Annotated in this window: 11 protein-coding genes; 6 read left to right on the top strand and 5 right to left on the bottom strand. The window is 45.7% G+C overall.

Features of this window, described 5'->3' with window-relative positions; genetic code table 11:
- Positions 1 to 423: 423 nt before the first annotated feature.
- The 4 genes from alaS to ychF are packed head-to-tail and all read left to right on the top strand — an operon-like array spanning position 424 to position 7,764.
- Positions 424 to 3,051, top strand: a complete 2,628-nt coding sequence (gene alaS, locus A3GG_RS0107695) for an alanine--tRNA ligase (protein WP_026215709.1) — start codon at positions 424 to 426, stop codon at positions 3,049 to 3,051.
- Positions 3,041 to 4,078 carry a 3-dehydroquinate synthase gene (locus A3GG_RS0107690; protein WP_018358723.1) on the top strand — a complete coding sequence of 346 codons (1,038 nt, stop codon included), beginning with the start codon at positions 3,041 to 3,043 and terminating at the stop codon, positions 4,076 to 4,078. The genes alaS and A3GG_RS0107690 overlap by 11 nt, the downstream gene beginning before the upstream one ends.
- Before the next feature lie 54 nt (positions 4,079 to 4,132).
- A complete protein-coding gene (gene lon / locus A3GG_RS0107685; protein WP_018358722.1) occupies positions 4,133 to 6,658 on the top strand; it encodes an endopeptidase La in 2,526 nt (841 codons plus the stop codon).
- 2 nt (positions 6,659 to 6,660) lie between these two features.
- Positions 6,661 to 7,764: a redox-regulated ATPase YchF gene (gene ychF, locus A3GG_RS0107680; RefSeq protein ID WP_018358721.1), complete on the top strand. Its 1,104-nt coding sequence runs from the start codon at positions 6,661 to 6,663 to the stop codon at positions 7,762 to 7,764.
- A gap of 85 nt (positions 7,765 to 7,849) precedes the next feature.
- On the opposite strand, the gene A3GG_RS0107675 is transcribed toward ychF, so the two are convergent.
- The 4 genes from A3GG_RS0107675 to A3GG_RS0107660 form a co-directional block, all read right to left on the bottom strand.
- On the bottom strand, positions 7,850 to 8,791 hold the full coding sequence (locus tag A3GG_RS0107675; RefSeq protein ID WP_018358720.1) for a helix-turn-helix domain-containing protein: 942 nt from the start codon (positions 8,789 to 8,791) through the stop codon (positions 7,850 to 7,852).
- Between the two features lie 147 nt (positions 8,792 to 8,938).
- A complete protein-coding gene (locus A3GG_RS0107670; protein WP_018358719.1) occupies positions 8,939 to 9,643 on the bottom strand; it encodes a porin family protein in 705 nt (234 codons plus the stop codon).
- The gene (locus A3GG_RS0107665; RefSeq protein ID WP_018358718.1) at positions 9,643 to 11,307 is read right to left on the bottom strand and encodes a LysM peptidoglycan-binding domain-containing protein; all 1,665 of its coding nucleotides are present in this window, start codon (positions 11,305 to 11,307) and stop codon (positions 9,643 to 9,645) included. Before A3GG_RS0107665 ends, A3GG_RS0107670 begins: the two co-directional genes overlap by 1 nt.
- Before the next feature lie 444 nt (positions 11,308 to 11,751).
- Positions 11,752 to 12,897 (bottom strand): TlpA disulfide reductase family protein, encoded by a 1,146-nt coding sequence (locus tag A3GG_RS0107660; RefSeq protein ID WP_018357568.1) that lies wholly within the window; start codon positions 12,895 to 12,897, stop codon positions 11,752 to 11,754.
- 167 nt (positions 12,898 to 13,064) lie between these two features.
- On the opposite strand from A3GG_RS0107660, the gene A3GG_RS0107655 reads away from it, so the two are divergent.
- The gene (locus A3GG_RS0107655; protein WP_018357567.1) at positions 13,065 to 15,266 is read left to right on the top strand and encodes a RelA/SpoT family protein; all 2,202 of its coding nucleotides are present in this window, start codon (positions 13,065 to 13,067) and stop codon (positions 15,264 to 15,266) included.
- Between the two features lie 127 nt (positions 15,267 to 15,393).
- Here A3GG_RS0107655 and A3GG_RS0107650 read toward each other — a convergent pair whose 3' ends face one another.
- On the bottom strand, positions 15,394 to 17,388 hold the full coding sequence (locus A3GG_RS0107650; RefSeq protein WP_156808637.1) for an Ig-like domain-containing domain: 1,995 nt from the start codon (positions 17,386 to 17,388) through the stop codon (positions 15,394 to 15,396).
- A 123-nt stretch (positions 17,389 to 17,511) separates the two neighbouring features.
- Between A3GG_RS0107650 and A3GG_RS12100 the strand changes: the two genes are divergently transcribed.
- On the top strand, positions 17,512 to 17,744 hold a 233-nt coding region (locus A3GG_RS12100), incomplete at its 3' end, for an ACT domain-containing protein (protein ID WP_033408142.1).

Genomic DNA, 17,744 nt, shown 5'->3' with positions numbered 1-17,744 from the left:
GCTGTAAATACAATAAGAAGAATATAGTCAAGCGGATAAATCAAGTGGTTCCCTTTGCGAGAGTCGGGAATAGTTGTAAGTGCCTTAAAAAGAGAGTCCATAAATCCTTCGTTATATGAGTTAAACTATTGATTATCAGATATAAAGATACTAATAATTTGCGATATAAACAAGGATATTACATCGAATTTCAAGGCTTTAAATGACATTTATGAAAGAATGTAGATACAGCATTTCAAATGCGATTGCCCTGGCGATTGCCCTGCTTCTCCCACAAAGGTACATATTTATTTGTACTGTAGTTTGTATTATTGTGCATTTGTTGTCGAGTGTACTTCTATTGTGTCGGGTGCCTAAAACTGCTACATATTTGTTATCTTTGCCCATTAAATAAAAGTACTTGTGGATGATCATTTTGGGTTTATGATGACAGTAAATGAGATAAGGGGGAGATTTTTGGAGTTTTTCGAAGGGAAGGGGCATAAAATAGTTCCTTCTGCTCCTATGGTGATAAAGGATGATCCTACATTGATGTTTACCAATGCTGGCATGAATCAATTTAAGGACATTATCCTCGGCAATGCACCTATAAAGTATGGTCGTATTGCGGATAGTCAGAAGTGTTTGCGTGTAAGCGGTAAGCACAATGACCTTGAGGAGGTAGGGCACGATACCTATCACCACACCATGTTTGAGATGCTAGGCAATTGGAGCTTCGGAGATTATTTCAAGAAAGAGGCTATCTCTTGGGCATGGGAGCTGCTAACCGAAGTATATGGTATCGACAAGGATAGATTGTATGTGACCATCTTTGAGGGCGCTCCGGAGGAGGGTTTGGAGCGTGATGAGGAGGCTGCAGGTTTTTGGAGAGAGCACATAAGTGCCGATAGGATTATCAATGGCAATAAGCATGATAACTTCTGGGAGATGGGAGAGACTGGTCCTTGTGGCCCTTGCTCAGAGATTCATGTAGACTTACGTAGTGATGAGGAACGCAAGGCGATTGATGGTAAGAGCCTTGTAAATAATGATCATCCTCAGGTGGTAGAGATTTGGAACCTCGTTTTCATGCAATACAATCGTAAAGCCGATGGTTCGCTCGTAGGTCTCCCCAATAAGGTGATTGATACTGGTATGGGTCTAGAGCGTCTGTGCATGGCTCTACAAGGCAAGAGGAGTAACTATGATACAGATGTATTTACGCCTCTTATTGACAAAGTAGCGGAGCTATCCAAGGTGCAGTATGGCGCACACGAAGAGCAGAATGTAGCGATGCGAGTGATAGCCGACCACGTACGCACAATTGCTTTTAGTATTACGGATGGACAGCTTCCAAGCAATGCCAAAGCAGGCTATGTGATACGCCGTATTCTTCGTCGTGCAGTGCGTTATGGTTACACCTTCTTGGGGCAGCATGAGCCATTCCTATATAAGCTCCTTCCTACATTGATAGAGTTAATGGGTGGGCATTATCCCGAACTAAAAAGTCAGGAGAGTATCATTACCAAGGTGATTATGCAAGAGGAGGCTTCTTTCTTGCGTACGTTGGAGACTGGTATGTCTCTGCTTGAGCAGCATATCGTGGAGGATCTTAAGGATGGAGCGAAGGTGTTGCCAGGCTCAGTAGTATTTGAGCTATATGATACCTATGGATTCCCTACCGATCTTACCGAACTTATCCTCAGAGAGCGTGGTCTAGAAGCAGACCTCAAGGGCTTTGAGGTGGAGATGCAAAAGCAAAAAGAGCGAGCTAGAAGCGCGGCTCATATTACGGCAGGCGACTGGGTTGAGTTACACAAGGGCGAAGGTCAATTTGTTGGCTACGATTTTGTTGAGGCTGAAGCAGAGATTCTACGCTACCGCGAGGTGGAGCAGAAAAAGCAGAAGAGTGTGCAGGCTGTACTCAGTCGCAATCCTTTCTATGCAGAGGGTGGTGGTCAGATAGGAGACCAAGGTACTCTTACAGGAATGGAAGATGGAGAGGTGATAAGGGTATTGGACACGGTGAAGGAGAATAACCTCCCGATATCTGTGCTCGAAAAGGTGCCAGCCAATCCTACCCAGACCTTTGTAGCAAGGATTGACGTAGAGCGTCGCCGCCGCTCGGAGGCAAATCATAGCGCTACTCACCTGCTACACCACGCTCTTCGTGAGGTGTTGGGCGAGCATGTAGAGCAGAAAGGATCGTATGTGAGTGATAAATTGCTTCGTTTTGACTTCTCTCACTTCTCCAAGATGACTCGTGAGGAGCTTCGTGAGGTAGAGCGTAAGGTAAATGAGGCTATTCGCCAAGATAGTATCCGAGAGGAGCATAGGTCTATGCCTATTGATGAGGCAAAGGCAATGGGGGCAATGGCCTTTTTCGGAGAGAAGTATGGCGAGGAGGTGCGCGTGATTAAGTATGGCGACTCTATAGAGCTATGTGGTGGTACGCATGTGCCTAGCACAGGAGTAATTGGTGCCCTTAGGATAGTATCCGAAAGCTCTATTGCTGCTGGTATTCGCCGTATAGAGGCTGTGACTGGCATGGGTGCCGATGAATATTACTTCTCGCTCCAAGATACGATGCTGGAGCTACAGGGACTATTCCAAAATACTCCAGACTTGGTAAAGTCTATTGAACGAATGCTTTCGGAGGGTGAGCAACTGCGTAAGGAGCTAAGGCAGGCTCAGGATGAGCGTAAGCATGCGCTAGTGCAGCAGTTGGTTCAGGAGGGCGAAGAAAGAAGTGGCGTGAAGCTTTATCATCTTTCCGTCTCTGTGCCTTCGGCTATGGCAAAGGATATTGCGTTTGGGGTGAAGGCTCAGGTCAAGGATGAGGACTTCGTATTTATAGCTGGGTCTAATGAGGAAGGCAAGGCGGTCTTGACTCTGATGCTTTCGGATGGTCTTGTGGCCAAAGGACACAATGCAGGTGCTTTGGTTCGTGAAGCAGGCAAGCATATCCAAGGTGGTGGAGGAGGTCAGCCTACCTTTGCTACAGCAGGAGGTAAGAAGCCTGAGGGTCTGGATGCCGCTGTAAAAGAGGTGCTAGATAAGCTTGGACTATAAACGAGTGGCGGTAGAAATAGCTATTTTAGATATCGAGGACATAGCTCAACGACTGTCTGAGCTAGCCTCGTCACATAGGGTAGGGCTCCTAGTGGATGAAACCACTATGGAGCTCTGCTATCCACTTATAGCCAATGAAGAGGTGGAGCTACTGGTGGTGCCCGAGGGTGAGGAGGGAAAGCAGCTAGAGGTAGCGCAGTATCTTTGGCAGAGCCTCTTGGAGCTTGGATATACACGGCAGGATTACTTGGTGACCCTAGGTGGTGGTGCGATTAGTGACTTAGGTGGCTTTGTGGCGAGTACCTATATGCGGGGTCTTCACTTGGTGCATATTCCTACTACTTTACTGGGCATGATTGATGCTTCGATAGGAGGAAAGACCGCTATAGACTTTGGCGGTGCTAGGAATATGGTGGGGACCTTTTATGAAGCCGAGAAGGTGTGGGTGTCTCTAGCGTTTCTGGAGTCATTGCCAGAAAGGGAGCTTGTCTCTGGGTTGGGGGAACTGTTAAAGTATGGTCTACTGATGGACAGAGATAGCTTGAAGGAGGTACTGAGCCTTGAGGAGCTTTCTCCTCAATTGCTGAGTCGTGTGATGCAGTTTAAGCTTGATATAGTGGGGGAAGACCTCTTCGATACAGGCAAAAGGGCTCAGCTCAACTTGGGGCATACCTTCTCGCATGCTATTGAGGCTTTGTCGCTGGAGAGAGGGCACTCAGTTCCGCACGGAATAGGTGTAGCTGCCGGTATTGTGGTAGCTCTGTATATATGCTATAAGTGGCATGGACTAGCAGAGAAGCTCTTGACTTCGGTAGCTAGGGCGGTGAAGGAGCAGTTCCCAATAGTCTCCTTTGACTGTGATGATTATGAGGCACTATGGCTATTGGCTCTCAAAGATAAGAAGAGGGTGGAGGATGGAATACTATCTATGGTGCTACTACATGGCGTTGGCGATGCATTTGTCGGTAAAGTGAGTAGGAAGCAGTGGGAAGAGGCATTGGACTTCTATAGAGATTATATGGGGTAGGGTATTGGCATACTATTTGCCTATCAACTGATGAGAGGAGGGTGATGAATTAGGATGAATAAAGATTTTCTTATGAATGAATTTGATGAGGGAACAGGCAGTCTATCGCAGATGCTACCGATGATTATACCTGAGGGTGATACCCCAGACTATAGTCTCAATAGCAAGAAGCTGAATAAGACTATCCCTGTGCTCCCACTCAGAGATATGCTCCTTTTCCCTGCCGTGACTATCCCTGTGATGGTGGCGCGAGAGAAAAGCAAACTGATTATAGATAGTCTGGAAAACAAACGTGATAGGCATGTGCTAGTGGTGTCTCAGAAAAATCCCGATACGGAGGATCCTCAGATGGAGGATATGGTACCGATAGGGACTATCGCTGAGGTCATTCGTATTATGGAAGTTAATGACGATCTGCTTACCGTGGTATTGCAGGGTAAACAGAGAGCTGAACTGACACAATTGACACGTGCCGAACCCTATTGGATGGGTAAGTACCGTCTGCTGGAGGATATATACCCTGCAGAGGAGGATATGGAATACCAGGCACTGACGGAGCTCCTTAAAGAGACGATGGTGAAGCAGATGATCGTTCAGGGAGAGACACCTAGACAGTTTGTCTCTAGCCTGATGAAGATGACGCACCAAGAGGGGATAGTCAACTTTGCTTGTACCTATTTCCCTCAGTCTATGAATGAACGTATCTCGCTCTTGATGTTGGATGATATCAAGACGAGAGCATTCCAAATGCAGCGTTCACTCAATAAGACATTAGCTCAGGCAGAGATCAAGCAAGATATTAACCAGCGTACGCGTACCGATATGGATAAGCAGCAGAAGGATTACTTCCTTCAGCAGCAGATGAAGGTGATAAAGGAGGAACTTCAGGGTGGCGATGATGCTGAGATACAGGAACTGGAGAAGAGGGCTCTTACAAAGAAGTGGAGCGAGGATGTACAGGCTATTTTCGAAAAGGAGATAGCTAAGCTACAGCGTATGCCTAGCCAGAGTCCAGACTATAGTATCCAGAATCAGTATATTGAGACTATGCTGGATTTGCCTTGGGGCGAATATACTAAGGATAACTTCAATATGAAGAATGCCGAGGCGACACTCAATAAGGACCACTTCGGTCTCGATAAGGTAAAGGAGCGTATCTTAGACCATCTGGCTGTCTTGAAGCTAAAGGGCGATATGCGTTCTCCGATCATCTGTTTGTATGGTCCTCCTGGAGTGGGAAAGACTTCGCTTGGCAAAAGTATTGCGGATGCGCTAAAGCGTAAGTATGTGCGTATTTCTCTTGGCGGTCTACATGACGAGGCAGAGATACGAGGACACAGACGCACTTATATTGGAGCTATGCCTGGGCGTATCATAAAGGGATTCCTCAAGGCGGGTAGTTCTAATCCTGTCTTTGTGCTGGATGAGGTGGATAAACTATCGAGCGACTATAAGGGTGATCCCTCTTCTGCTCTTCTGGAGGTATTGGATCCAGAGCAAAATAATACCTTTCACGATAACTACCTCGATATCGACTACGATTTGAGTAAGGCGCTATTTATTGCGACGGCAAATAATGTAGGTGATATCCCTGCCCCACTTCGTGATCGTATGGAGATGATAGAGGTGAGTGGTTATATCATGGAGGAGAAGGTGGAGATTGCTACTCGCCATCTTATTCCTAAGGAGATAGAGAATCATGGTCTTAAGAAAAACCAAGTGAAGATAGGGAAACGTACGATAGCTGCTCTTATCGAGGGCTATACCCGTGAGAGCGGGGTACGTCAGTTGGAGAAGGCTATAGCATCACTACTTCGCAAGGTGGCGCGTAAGATTGCGTCGGCTGAAGATGAAGCAGATGTATCTCTTATGCTACCTATTACTATCAATCCTACGGACTTGAAAGACTATCTTGGCTCTCCTAAGTTCTTAGATGAGCGGTATGAGGGTAATGATAGAGCGGGTGTTGTAACTGGTCTTGCGTGGACAAGCGTAGGTGGGGAGGTACTCCTAGTAGAGAGCGCTATAAGTCCATCTAAGTCTGGTAAGCTAACCATCACCGGTAATCTTGGGGATGTGATGAAGGAGTCTGCGATTCTAGCGATGGAGTATATCAAGAGTAATTCAAAGACCTATGGCATTCCATTCGAGCTTTTCGACTCACTCAACGTACATATCCATGTGCCCGAAGGTGCTATTCCTAAGGATGGTCCAAGTGCGGGAATAACACTAGTGACCTCGCTTATCTCTACCTTTACACAGCGCAAGGTGAAGCCTAATCTGGCGATGACTGGAGAGATAACACTGAGAGGGAAGGTGTTACCAGTTGGAGGCATAAAGGAAAAGATCCTCGCTGCTAAGCGCTATGGGATCAAGACTATTGTACTGTGCGAGGATAATCGTAAGGACATAGAGGAGATCAAGTCAGAGTACCTCTCGGGTTTGGAGTTTGTATACGTTACAGATATTAAGCAAGTGATAGATGCTGCGGTCAGCGAAGAAGTCGTCGCTAACCCCATAGATCTAGAGAAGCATCTAGAAGAGTATAAGAAGAGTATTAACCAAAGTAATAATAAGTAAGTATGGCATTACAATGCGGTATTGTTGGGCTACCAAACGTAGGGAAGTCTACTCTTTTCAATTGCCTTTCTAATGCGAAGGCACAGTCAGCTAATTTCCCCTTTTGTACTATCGAGCCTAACGTAGGTGTGATAACAGTCCCTGATGAGCGGTTAAATAAGCTTGCAGAATTAGTGAATCCACAGCGAATAGTGCCGACTACAGTGGAAATTGTTGATATTGCAGGTCTAGTCAAGGGGGCTAGTAAGGGAGAAGGACTTGGCAATAAGTTTCTCGCAAATATCAGAGAAACCGATGCGATTATCCATGTACTACGTTGCTTTGATGATGATAATATCACTCACGTCGATGGCTCAGTCAATCCCGTAAGAGATATGGAAGTAATCGATATGGAGTTACAGCTCAAAGACCTTGAGACAGTTGAATCCCGTATCCAAAGAGTAGAGAAACAGGCAAAGACAGGTGGTGACGCACAGGCAAAGGTGCTCTTTAATGTACTCTCCAAGGTACACTCTGTTTTGCTCGAAGGGAAGTCGGCACGCACAGTATCCTTTGATATGCCGGAGGAGCAGAAGGCACTTAAGGAGCTGTTCCTCCTAACCGCAAAGCCTATCCTATATGTATGTAATGTGGATGAAGCGTCTGCTGCCACTGGGAATAAGTATGTGGAGATGGTTCGTGAGGCAGTAAAGTATGAGGGCGCAGAGATACTCGTAATAGCTGCTCAGACCGAGAGTGAGATTGCCGAGCTAGAGACCTACGAGGAGCGACAGGAGTTCCTTGAGGCTGCTGGTCTAGAGGAAAGCGGTGTGTCACGACTTATTCGCAGTGCATACGCACTACTAAACCTCGAGACTTACTTTACTGCTGGTGTGCAAGAGGTCAGGGCTTGGACTTATACTAAGGGGTGGAAGGCACCGCAGGCTGCAGGTGTTATCCACACTGACTTCGAGAAAGGGTTTATCCGTGCCGAGGTAATTAAGTACGCCGACTTTATCTCTTATGGAAGTGAGCAGGGAGTCAAGGAGGCTGGAAAACTTGCTGTAGAAGGTAAGGATTACATTGTGCAAGATGGCGATATCATGCACTTCCGATTTAATGTCTAAGTAGACAATACGAAGCGCAACACAAAAGGGCTCGCTGGGATTATCCAAGCGAGCCCTTTTGTGTTGTCTGAAACTGAAAGAGCGATTACATCCCCTTTCCAGTCTGGTTGTAGTAGTGAGGGTTATTTGCCCTACGCTCAGCAGCCCTACGCTCAGCCTCTTCTTTCACGAGCTCCTTACGATGCTGTGATGGCGTCCTATTGAATTGTCTACGGCAGAACACAGTAAAGTGGCTGGGACTAGAGAACCTAAACTCATCCATAATATCTTTAAATGGTACGGTAGGATCCGATAGTCGTTCCTCTATTAGATCTGCTTTCTGCTCCAGCATCCATGTATATGGAGGTACATTGAAAGTCTCCTTAAATAGCTTATTGAACTTTCGTAGATCCATTCCACGTAGTTCTGCTAGCTCCTGAACAGACTTCGCACGATAGTGGTTCATCATCACAAATTCCTTGAAGTCTACTTCTTTCCTCAAGAGAGGAGCGAGTAGTTCTCCCAATACCTCTGGTTTGTAGTATCCCGAAAGGACAAAGAATACCTCCTTGAGCTTGGCTTCCATCATATCAGAGCACTTCAGACCATCGTTGTAGTACCTATAAATAGTAGCCAAAGCAAGTTTAAGTGGTTCGTATACCTCGATAGTCCTGTGCGCCATTGTTAGTGGGGCATATCTCCGAAGGTTACTAAAACTGTAACCATTGCAGAGGTGTGAGATTCTATCGAACTTGAATATCTGAAGTACACCACGCTCTCCTAGCATAACGCGTAGGGTATGATTACTATCGATAAGCATCCCGAAAGGAGCATTGCGCGTCTCATTTACATTATTAGGGGTACCTTCTTCGCTACTTGAAATGGTATATCTAGTATCGTTACAATTGACGAATACCAAGAGAATTTGACTACCACTAGTAATCTCAGAAGACTCCTGTGCGTTCATTTGAACTTCGAAGTAAGTACCTTCGTCACCTCCAGCATAACACGAACATGTGTAATGACGTTCAATATTAATTGGCTTCATTTATATTATAATCAACTTTAATGTATGAAACTAATGTAAAGCTTTTATATGATAGTAAGTTGTTGGAACCGTCTTAAGCTTTTGGCAAAAATACTATTTTTTTTGCTTATTTACAACTCTACAAAGGGGAATTGAGTAGTTTATACACTAGAAAGAGAAAAGTACGTATGCCTTAGCTGCTATCACCTGCTCTGAGGATTTACCAAAGTAGTCACTTCGGGAGTTACCATAGATTTCACCCAACCCATATACATATGAAGCACGTATGCCTGCAACTATCTTATCGAAATGATACTCACTACCTACACCACCACCTATACCCCATGCAAATTTATGCTCCACTGGCATTGTATGCTGTCGAGTAACCACTCCTTGAATCCCGTCCTTTGGGAAGTTGCCACTCGAACTCTCCGCCAAAAGATACCCGAAGTGGGCTCCCAAGTCTACCGTGAACTTTAGGGCTTTCTGCCCAAATGTAAGGTGGGTAAGTACAGGAACACTTACATAAGAGAGCGTCCGCTGGTAGGTGAGATTGGACTTCGCATATTGTTCTGGTAGGTCTCGAGGCTTCTCTTTCCATCCGCGAACCGAATAGTCTACTTCTAGCCATATACCTCCAACCACATTGGGCATATCATAGACATGCCCTACATCGTAGCGCAATACCACACCAGCATCGTAGCCTATCTTCAGCCCTTGGTATACCTTAGGGGCAAAAATCATATTACTAATATTGATGCCCACCGTAGGACCAACCATAAAACGAGGTTGATACTTCAGTGCTTGTCCCGATGCCTCCACGGCTACTAGTGACAACAGTAGTAGTGCTGTAGTATATATGAACTTACGCATTAGTCCCTCCTCGCTTCACCTGTCCTTCTATACTGGATAAAAAACACGCCCAAATTACTCTTCAGTCCTGCTGAGCGAGTACTTTGCTCAAACTCGAACTTACTCTGAATCCCTCGCCATACCTTGGGTAGGCTAGCACTGTTACTCATCATGGTGATGAAGTAGCGACCTGTATCGTATCCGAGCAGACTGTATCTAGGGTAGGTGGTACCCAGACCATGCTCGTACCAACCCCTAAACTCCTTTTCAAACTCCTTGTAGGTGCTATTTTCAGGCTCCGAGAAAAACGTGGTATAGAAAGTGCCCTCGATCTTCTTGAGCTTCTGACTAATAGAATTGCCATATGTCTGCCACTCAGGATAACCAAACGCAGTAACATTGTATATCCCCAAACTATCTTGAGCTAGAGCAATCGTTGTCAGCACATTGTTGGCCGCCGTCATTGAGCCTGCATCCGGTACAACCACAGCTTTAAGATTATCCATAGCGAGGGATTGTACAGCGCTCACATCTCTAAATTCTGACTGATCGACTTCTCTGTATGGGATATGTACTCTGTCAAGCTCTCGCTTGAGGGTAGAAATGAAAGCCTCCTTATTGTTCGTGTCCCCAGGGAACTTCACAAATTGAACAACAGAGCCCTTAAATTCGGATGCGAACTTCCGAGCAGTCTCATCAAACAAGGCTTGGTGGGGTGTATTCACTTGGTATAGCTTTGCGCCCCTCTCTGCTATCTCTGTATAGTCTCTCGAGGTGAATGGGATCACGTAAGTAGCATTTTTTGCCCTTGCAATCTCTGCTAGTTTATTAATAGAATTATCCGAGACTCCGCCCAGAATCATGTCTATCTTCGGCAGACTACCAAGTAACCCAGAAGTCTCAGTCATACTTGAGTCATTACTATCGACAGCATAAAGATGGATGTTCGTACCCGCTTCTTTTGCCTCGAGTAAAGCCATCAAGAAACCCTCGTAGTACATCGCAAAGCGTCGCCCCTTATCGTTACTAAAAGGCAGTGCCAAGACCACTGTATACCCCGAATCCATAGGGAAAGCTCTTTGGCTATTTACCGCTACATTATTAGGTAGGGAAGTGTCAGGAATCAAGATAGTTACATCTGCCTTTAGCCCACTTCGTATCTGAGGATTATAGTGAAACAATTGCTCCTCAGACCATCCCGTCTCTTGTAGTAGACTGTAAATAGTAGCCCCTGCAGGCACTTTGTAGGTCTTCAAGCCTGTCACCTTTTGGGGCGTTTTACTTGTGGTAGGAGTCGTCCCCTGTTCTCTCACTACAAAATTATCGTTCTGTGCTTCTGGAATCACTATAATAATGCCCTCCGATAGCTTATCTGCATTACTAATAGAACTATTCGCTGCCAGTAATGCATTGGGTGAAATCCCATATTTCCTTGAAATAGAGTAAAGCGTTTCGCCCGCTCCTACCTTGTGGTAGGTAGGTCCTGAGGTCGCTTCTTTAGCAGTTTTAGTGCCCGGAAGCTTGATTTCTTCCCCAATCTTTATCCCATTTTTAGCCTCTGGATTGAGCCTGATGAGTTCATCCACAGCTACGCCGTATTGGCGGCTAATCGCATAGAGTGTTTCTCCAGCCACTACAGTATGGCTTCTCGTAGACTGCTGAGCAAACACAAGCGTTGAGCTCATAAATAACCCTACTACGATTAGTAATCCCCAAAGTATACTTCTGCGCAATATCATAATTCCCAATTTAATTGCATTTTAATATAATCGCAAAGATAACAATTTAGTACCATCTGGCAAGGCTTTAGCACGTCTCAAGCATTTCTCTCTCTAGGTCGCGACAATATTTACTCTAGCTATTTGCATTAGTCTCTCCCGCGAGGGACTCGAGTCTCTCGCGGGAAAAACTCCAGTCCCTCTGGGGAGGGACTCTCTCTACTCTAGGGAGTAGCTCTTGAAAATAGTGATACCATAGGAGTATTGTATGCAGACCTATCTCCTCCCTAGCGTGAGAAGAAAGTAACGAAGCTGTACCCTAACCTAGAAAAGAATCGAGACGGCTATGCTCTGTTGAGCATAGCCGTCTCGATTATATGTAACACTATTCCCTATTCCTTGGGATGCATATTACTTATTGAGCTCGTCGAGCTTAGCCTTGATTTCGGTAACATCGTGCGTACGTACGATGATCTCGCCTTCTGGAGAGAAGAGGATGAAAGTAGGTACACCTATTACGCCATAGGTCTCAGCACCCATACTTTGGTTCTTGCCATCAATACGATTGCCGTCTTGGAAGGTAGGCCAAGTGATCTTGAGTTTCTTTACAGCATTGGCATAAGCCGTACCATCCTCATCGCGCTCCCAGATAGCGATGCTAGCCGAAGAGAGTATCTTAGCATATTGTTTCTCTATCTGAGCTAAGACAGGCATAGACTTTTGGCAAGGACCACACCATGATGCGAAGAAGTCGAGTAGGAAGTACTTACCTTCAGTACGGAATTCACTAAGCATCTTGGTCTCGCCTGCTGGGTTGGTCATCTGATAGTCGACAAACTGCTTCCCCACAGCGGTGTTTGCAGCTGCCACACTAGTCTTGTAGAATGTAGCTAGAGACTTCTCTGCCTTGAGGCTTTCTGGAGCCTGATCGTAGAGAGCAATGAACTCCTCTGGCTCTATTGAGCGACGCATATTTCTGAGTGCTGCAATCTGCACACTCGCATTGGTAGCCTCTGAGAAATACTTCTTATTGATTTTCGTTGCTTCCGTATCCATGATAGTATAGATAGAGTCAATCTGCGCTTCTTGCTCCTTCGTGAGGGTACTATCTGGTGTTAAGATGTTCTCGGCAATTGACTCTATATCATTAGTATACCTTGTTTCTACGTCATTCAACTCGTCATAGAGGTTTTGTAGCTTCATAAATGCGCTGTTCTCAGCACCGCTACGGATGATACTTGTTTCGTCACTAATGGAGTCGGTTGTGATAGTAAAAGTATACTCCCCAGCCTCACGAGCGAAAAGCAGAGGTGTGTCCATCAGCTTTACTACATTGACAATTGAGTCATTGGCTGGCGATACGAAGGTAAACGAACCATTTTCTATCAGTGCGGAGTCCACGACCTCATTGGTTACATCGTAAATATAGGCGTAGGTACCATTAGCTTCGGCGGGCAGGCCTGTGGCTGTCACCTTGAACTCTGGCGCCTTTTCTGTTGTAGAACAAGCGCCCAATAAGAGTGCCATAGAGGCAGTAGCTGTTATAAACTTCTTCATGTTTAATCTTCTATTAGTTAAAAGTGAAATACTCAATTGGATATTTTTCCATATTTGAAATGATGATGCAAAGGTATAGAAAACTATAGTGACTACTGGTATTTTGAAAGGAATATTTGTATCTTGCTCTACTTTTATATCGTACCAGTGGTATAAAATGAGTTTTTATGAAGAAGTATACTGATTTAGATCAATATTCGACAATAGAGCAGCTTATAGTTCGTCTCGATGCTTTACCCCATAATGTCTCTGAAAAAGAGTGGTATAGGGTAAAGGAAATACTACAGAAGTACCTGAAGGAGCGCCCTGATCTTAAGGATCAGTTTGGGATACATCCCCTAGCTCGGCGACTATTGACGGCGACCACCCTTGTAGATGAGATGGGAATAGGAGGTACGCCTATCATGGCCGTACTCCTACAATTACCCTTGCGGGATGGTGTTGTAAAGCAAGAGGAGTTGAAGGGTTTCCTGAGTGAGGATGTGCTCTACTTATTGCGCTTGATGCAAAAGGTGACCGATTTGTATGCCAAGAATGCTGTGGTTACTTCGGACAACTTTAGCCACTTCTTACTATCTTTCGCTGAGGATGTGCGTGTTATCCTTATCTTGATTTCCGAGCGACTGGTGCAGCTTCGCCTTGCTGGTGATTATCTTTCAGAGGATCTACAGTTGGATCTCAGTATGGAGGCTTCCTTCCTCTATGCCCCTCTGGCGCACCGTATGGGGCTGTACAATATCAAGGGTGAGATGGAGGACTTTTGCCTCAAGTATACGGATAGGGAGATATATAATTTTATTAAAGACAAGCTGGCTGCTACCAAGAAGACACGCGATACTTATATTGCTTCTTTTATCGATCCAGTTAAGAAGGCTTTGGAGGAGTCGGGACTAATGTTTACGATAAAGGGAAGAACGAAGTCTATCTCCTCTATCCGTAATAAGCTAGTGAAGCAAAAGATAGAGTTCGAGGCTATTTATGACCTATTCGCTATACGTGTCATTATCGATGCACCACTAGAGGAGGAAAGAAGCCAGTGCTGGAAGGCATACTCTATCATCACAGATATGTACCAACCCAATCCTAAGCGGATGAAGGATTGGTTATCTATCCCAAAGTCTAATGGTTACGAAAGTCTGCATATCACGGTATTGGGACCCCAACAGAAGTGGGTAGAGGTGCAGATTCGTACCGAACGTATGGACGAGATAGCGGAGAAGGGTCTCGCTGCACACTGGAGATACAAGGGGGTGAAGAGCGAGAGTGGACTGGATGAGTTTATGACCACGGTTCGCAGGACGCTAGAGAATAAGTCTGCTACCAGCGAAGAGGTGATGCAGGAGTTTAGGATGAATCTCTATGATGAGGAGATATATGTCTTTACACCCAAGGGGGACTTAGTAAAGTTGCCCAAAGGTGCTTCTATCCTCGACTTCGCCTATGCTATACACTCGGGGATTGGCGAGAAGACAGTCTCTGCTCAGGTCAATGGTCGCAATGTAAGCATCCGACAGCAATTACAGAATGGTGATACCGTTTCTATAAATACCTCTGCCAATCAGACACCTAAGCAGGATTGGTTGAGGTATGTGATAACGAGCAAGGCGAGAAATAAGATTAAGCAATGGCTGAGGATAGAGTCTGAAAAGTCTATTCAGCTAGTGCGTGAGGAGCTCAACCGCCGTCTGCGTAATCGGAAGCTGGAGTACGATGAGGCTGTATTCACCAAGCTCGTAAGGCGTAAGGGGTACAAGGCAACAAGTCACTTCTTCCTCGCAATTCAGAATAAGCAGACAGACCTAGATACGTTCCTCGATGAGTATAAACTGGCATTTCAGGAACCTGAGCAGGCTGAGGAGCGCCATATTTCGGCAGATAAGTTTGTCTCTAGTACTCTGCCTGAGAAGATTATTGCTGAGGAGACAGAGGATATCCTAACGATAGATAATAACCTATCGGGCATCGATTATCAGCTTGCTAAGTGTTGTAATCCTATATATGGCGATAAGATATTTGCCTTTACTTCCCGAAGCGGTATCCGAATTCATAGAATGAATTGCCCCAATGCTCCTGATTTATTCAATAGATTCGGTTATCGTATCCTCAAGGCTAGGTGGAAAGGTGATACCTCTCGAGGGAGTGAGGTTGTGCTGAGGGTAATTGGGCATGATGATCTTAGCGTGGTCAATGCTGTCGTTAGTCAGGTGGGGACTGAGAAGGAACTTACGCTCCGTAGCTATAATATACAGAGCGCAGATGGACTCTTCCAAGCTACGCTGCATATATATATAAAGGAAGCTTCTCGCCTCAATCCTTTACTAAAGTCCTTACGTACGCTCCCAGGGATTAAGAGTGTAGAGAGGGTGTAATACCTCTCGAGAATGAGGAGTGCACTTTTTCACTGCCCTGCATATAGCACAACCGCTACCAGAGCTTGATATGCTCAATGGTAGCGGTTGTGGTTATTATGCGGTGTCGGGACTACTGATGGCTAGACTACATTCGTCCTCCGCCCATCATGTCGTTCATGCCTCCTAGTCCACCCATGCCGCCCATATCACCTAAGCCACCCATGCCTTGGTTATTACCTTGGCGTTGTCTGCGGAGTTGTTCCTCACGCTCTTTATTGCGATCCTTTTTCTCCTTAGCCTTGGGCTTATTCTTAATCAACTCTTCGGGCTTCTGTTTATCTATCTTGGTAGCAAGAGGAGATAGCGTCTCCTTTACATCCCAGTTCGCCATTACTTCAATAATCTTCGGCATGTAGTAGACCATCTCTGGCTGGATAGAGTCGCGGTAGTTGCCTGCATCCCACTTGCCATTATTATTGCTGTCCACGATGAGTCGGAAACCATACTTCTCAGGCTTAATATCTTTGAAGTGTAAGGTCGGCTTATCGGAGTATACTACTCTTAGCACAGCATCTTGGGTAGAGAGGAGTTCGCCAATAAATGGTCCCTCAACGCCATCTACCGTGATGGAGAGCTGAGAAAAAGCGTCTTTCGCTTTCGTCTTGAACGCATCTACCACCGTCTCATCGAGCATGTGCCCATACACATCGGTAAACTTAGCACTGTCGGCATACAGCTCATAGCTCGTGTCGTACGATAGCTTCGCCTCTATCATTCCCACGGTAGTACGCCCAGGGAGTAGATAGATAGAGTCTATGGTTACCGGCTTGAGGATGGAGTCCTGCGCATTGAATAGCTCAAAGGCCTTAAATGCCTCAGGAGTGATAGGCAGAGAGCTATAGAAGAGCAGGCTATCACTGGTCCCACCTTCCCCTTTATGCTCGAAGCGAAGCGTAAGCGGGCTCTTCGGCTTCGCAATACTGTCATTAGTCTCCTTCAGTCTCCCCTTGTCTTCTATCGGCTTAGGGGCAGATGGGCGGAGCGTGAGAGAGTCATGCACCATGATAGGTAGCTCTAGGGAGTCTACCGAAGTATAAGAGACTTCAAACTCCTTATACCTCTTCCATGTAGGGTCCGTAAAGTAGACCATTACCTCCTTCTTCTCTCTATTGATATCGAGAACTGGTGTACTGCCGCCTTGCACAGCAAGGGAGTCGATAGGGCGTACCTTGATTTTGCCTTCGGGTATGGCACTGAACACAAGTCTTAGTTGCATAGAGTCGGGGCGCTCGCGCTTGCTAATAAATCTACGCTTTGCTTCTGGCACGTAATAGAGCAGCACGATATCATCCGGCAGGTAGCGTGTATATGCCACTGTCTTTATCGTGTCTATGGTAAGACTATCCACCCAAGTCGTATCTTGCCGAGTAGCTGCCATTGCGCTTGTAGTGATAAGCTCATTGAGGAATGCTACCCCATCTGTAGGCATATCGTGGCGATAGTTGCCATCGCTCTCTTTCAGAGCATACACTCTGTAGCTCCCTTGCTTCATGTTTCGCATTACAAACTGTGCACGGTCTCCAGTCCTACTCATGCGGCTGAAGGTCGTATCTGTAAAAGCGTTCCAGCCCGCAGACTCTGGGTGCACACCTACAAGTAAGCTCTGCATGGGTTCGTGGTTACGAATGTTAATCACTCGACCACTGATCTCCATGGTGTCTATTTCATTGCCCGTGGAGAAGGCATACGAGAAGTTCTCCAGTGGATTACCCTCGTTGTTATCCACAATAGCATCGGTAAAGTCTATGGAGTAAGTCGTATTTGGGATAAGATCGTCTTCCAGTTCCACCGTTACCTTCTTGCCCACAGCTACTATCTTAGGCTGAGTAATCTGGGGAGGAGAGATGATTACCTTATTGGCTATATCCTGGATTTGTATATACTCGTCGAAGGTGAGTACGAAGCGTTTCTTGCTTACATTTAGTGCCCTATCTTCGGGAGAACTACTGACGAGCTTTGGTGGTGTCACATCGTAAGGTCCGCCATCAGGCGCTACTCGATTGGCACATCCATATAGAATCCCTACAAGTAGGAATGGTATCATTATTGGGGCGAGTAATCGCCCATTGATTCTTTTCATACAGAACTATATATATTGAGTAGCAAAATTAGCCAAAATCGAAGCAATCAGCAACCTATTGCCTATATGTTCAGAAATAGGTACATTTGCTTCGCATTGTATAATAATAACAATGGAAAGACAATGGATAATAAAGAGCAAAACAACAAAGAACTAATCCTTGCCATCTTTAGTGGTAAGGATAGACCTGGTATTTCGGCAGCGATTACCGAAACGCTAGCAAAGCATGATGTGACCATCCTTGATATTGGTCAGAGTGATACGCACAACCACCTTACACTTGGTGTTCTTTTCGCTGCTGAGTCATCTATCAGCGGCACGATTCTAAAGGAATTGCTCTTCAAAGCCAATGAGCT

It is taken from the genome of Porphyromonas levii DSM 23370 (assembly GCF_000379925.1).
GTDB lineage: Bacteria > Bacteroidota > Bacteroidia > Bacteroidales > Porphyromonadaceae > Porphyromonas_A > Porphyromonas_A levii.
This window is presented reverse-complemented; position numbering and strand designations above follow the sequence as displayed.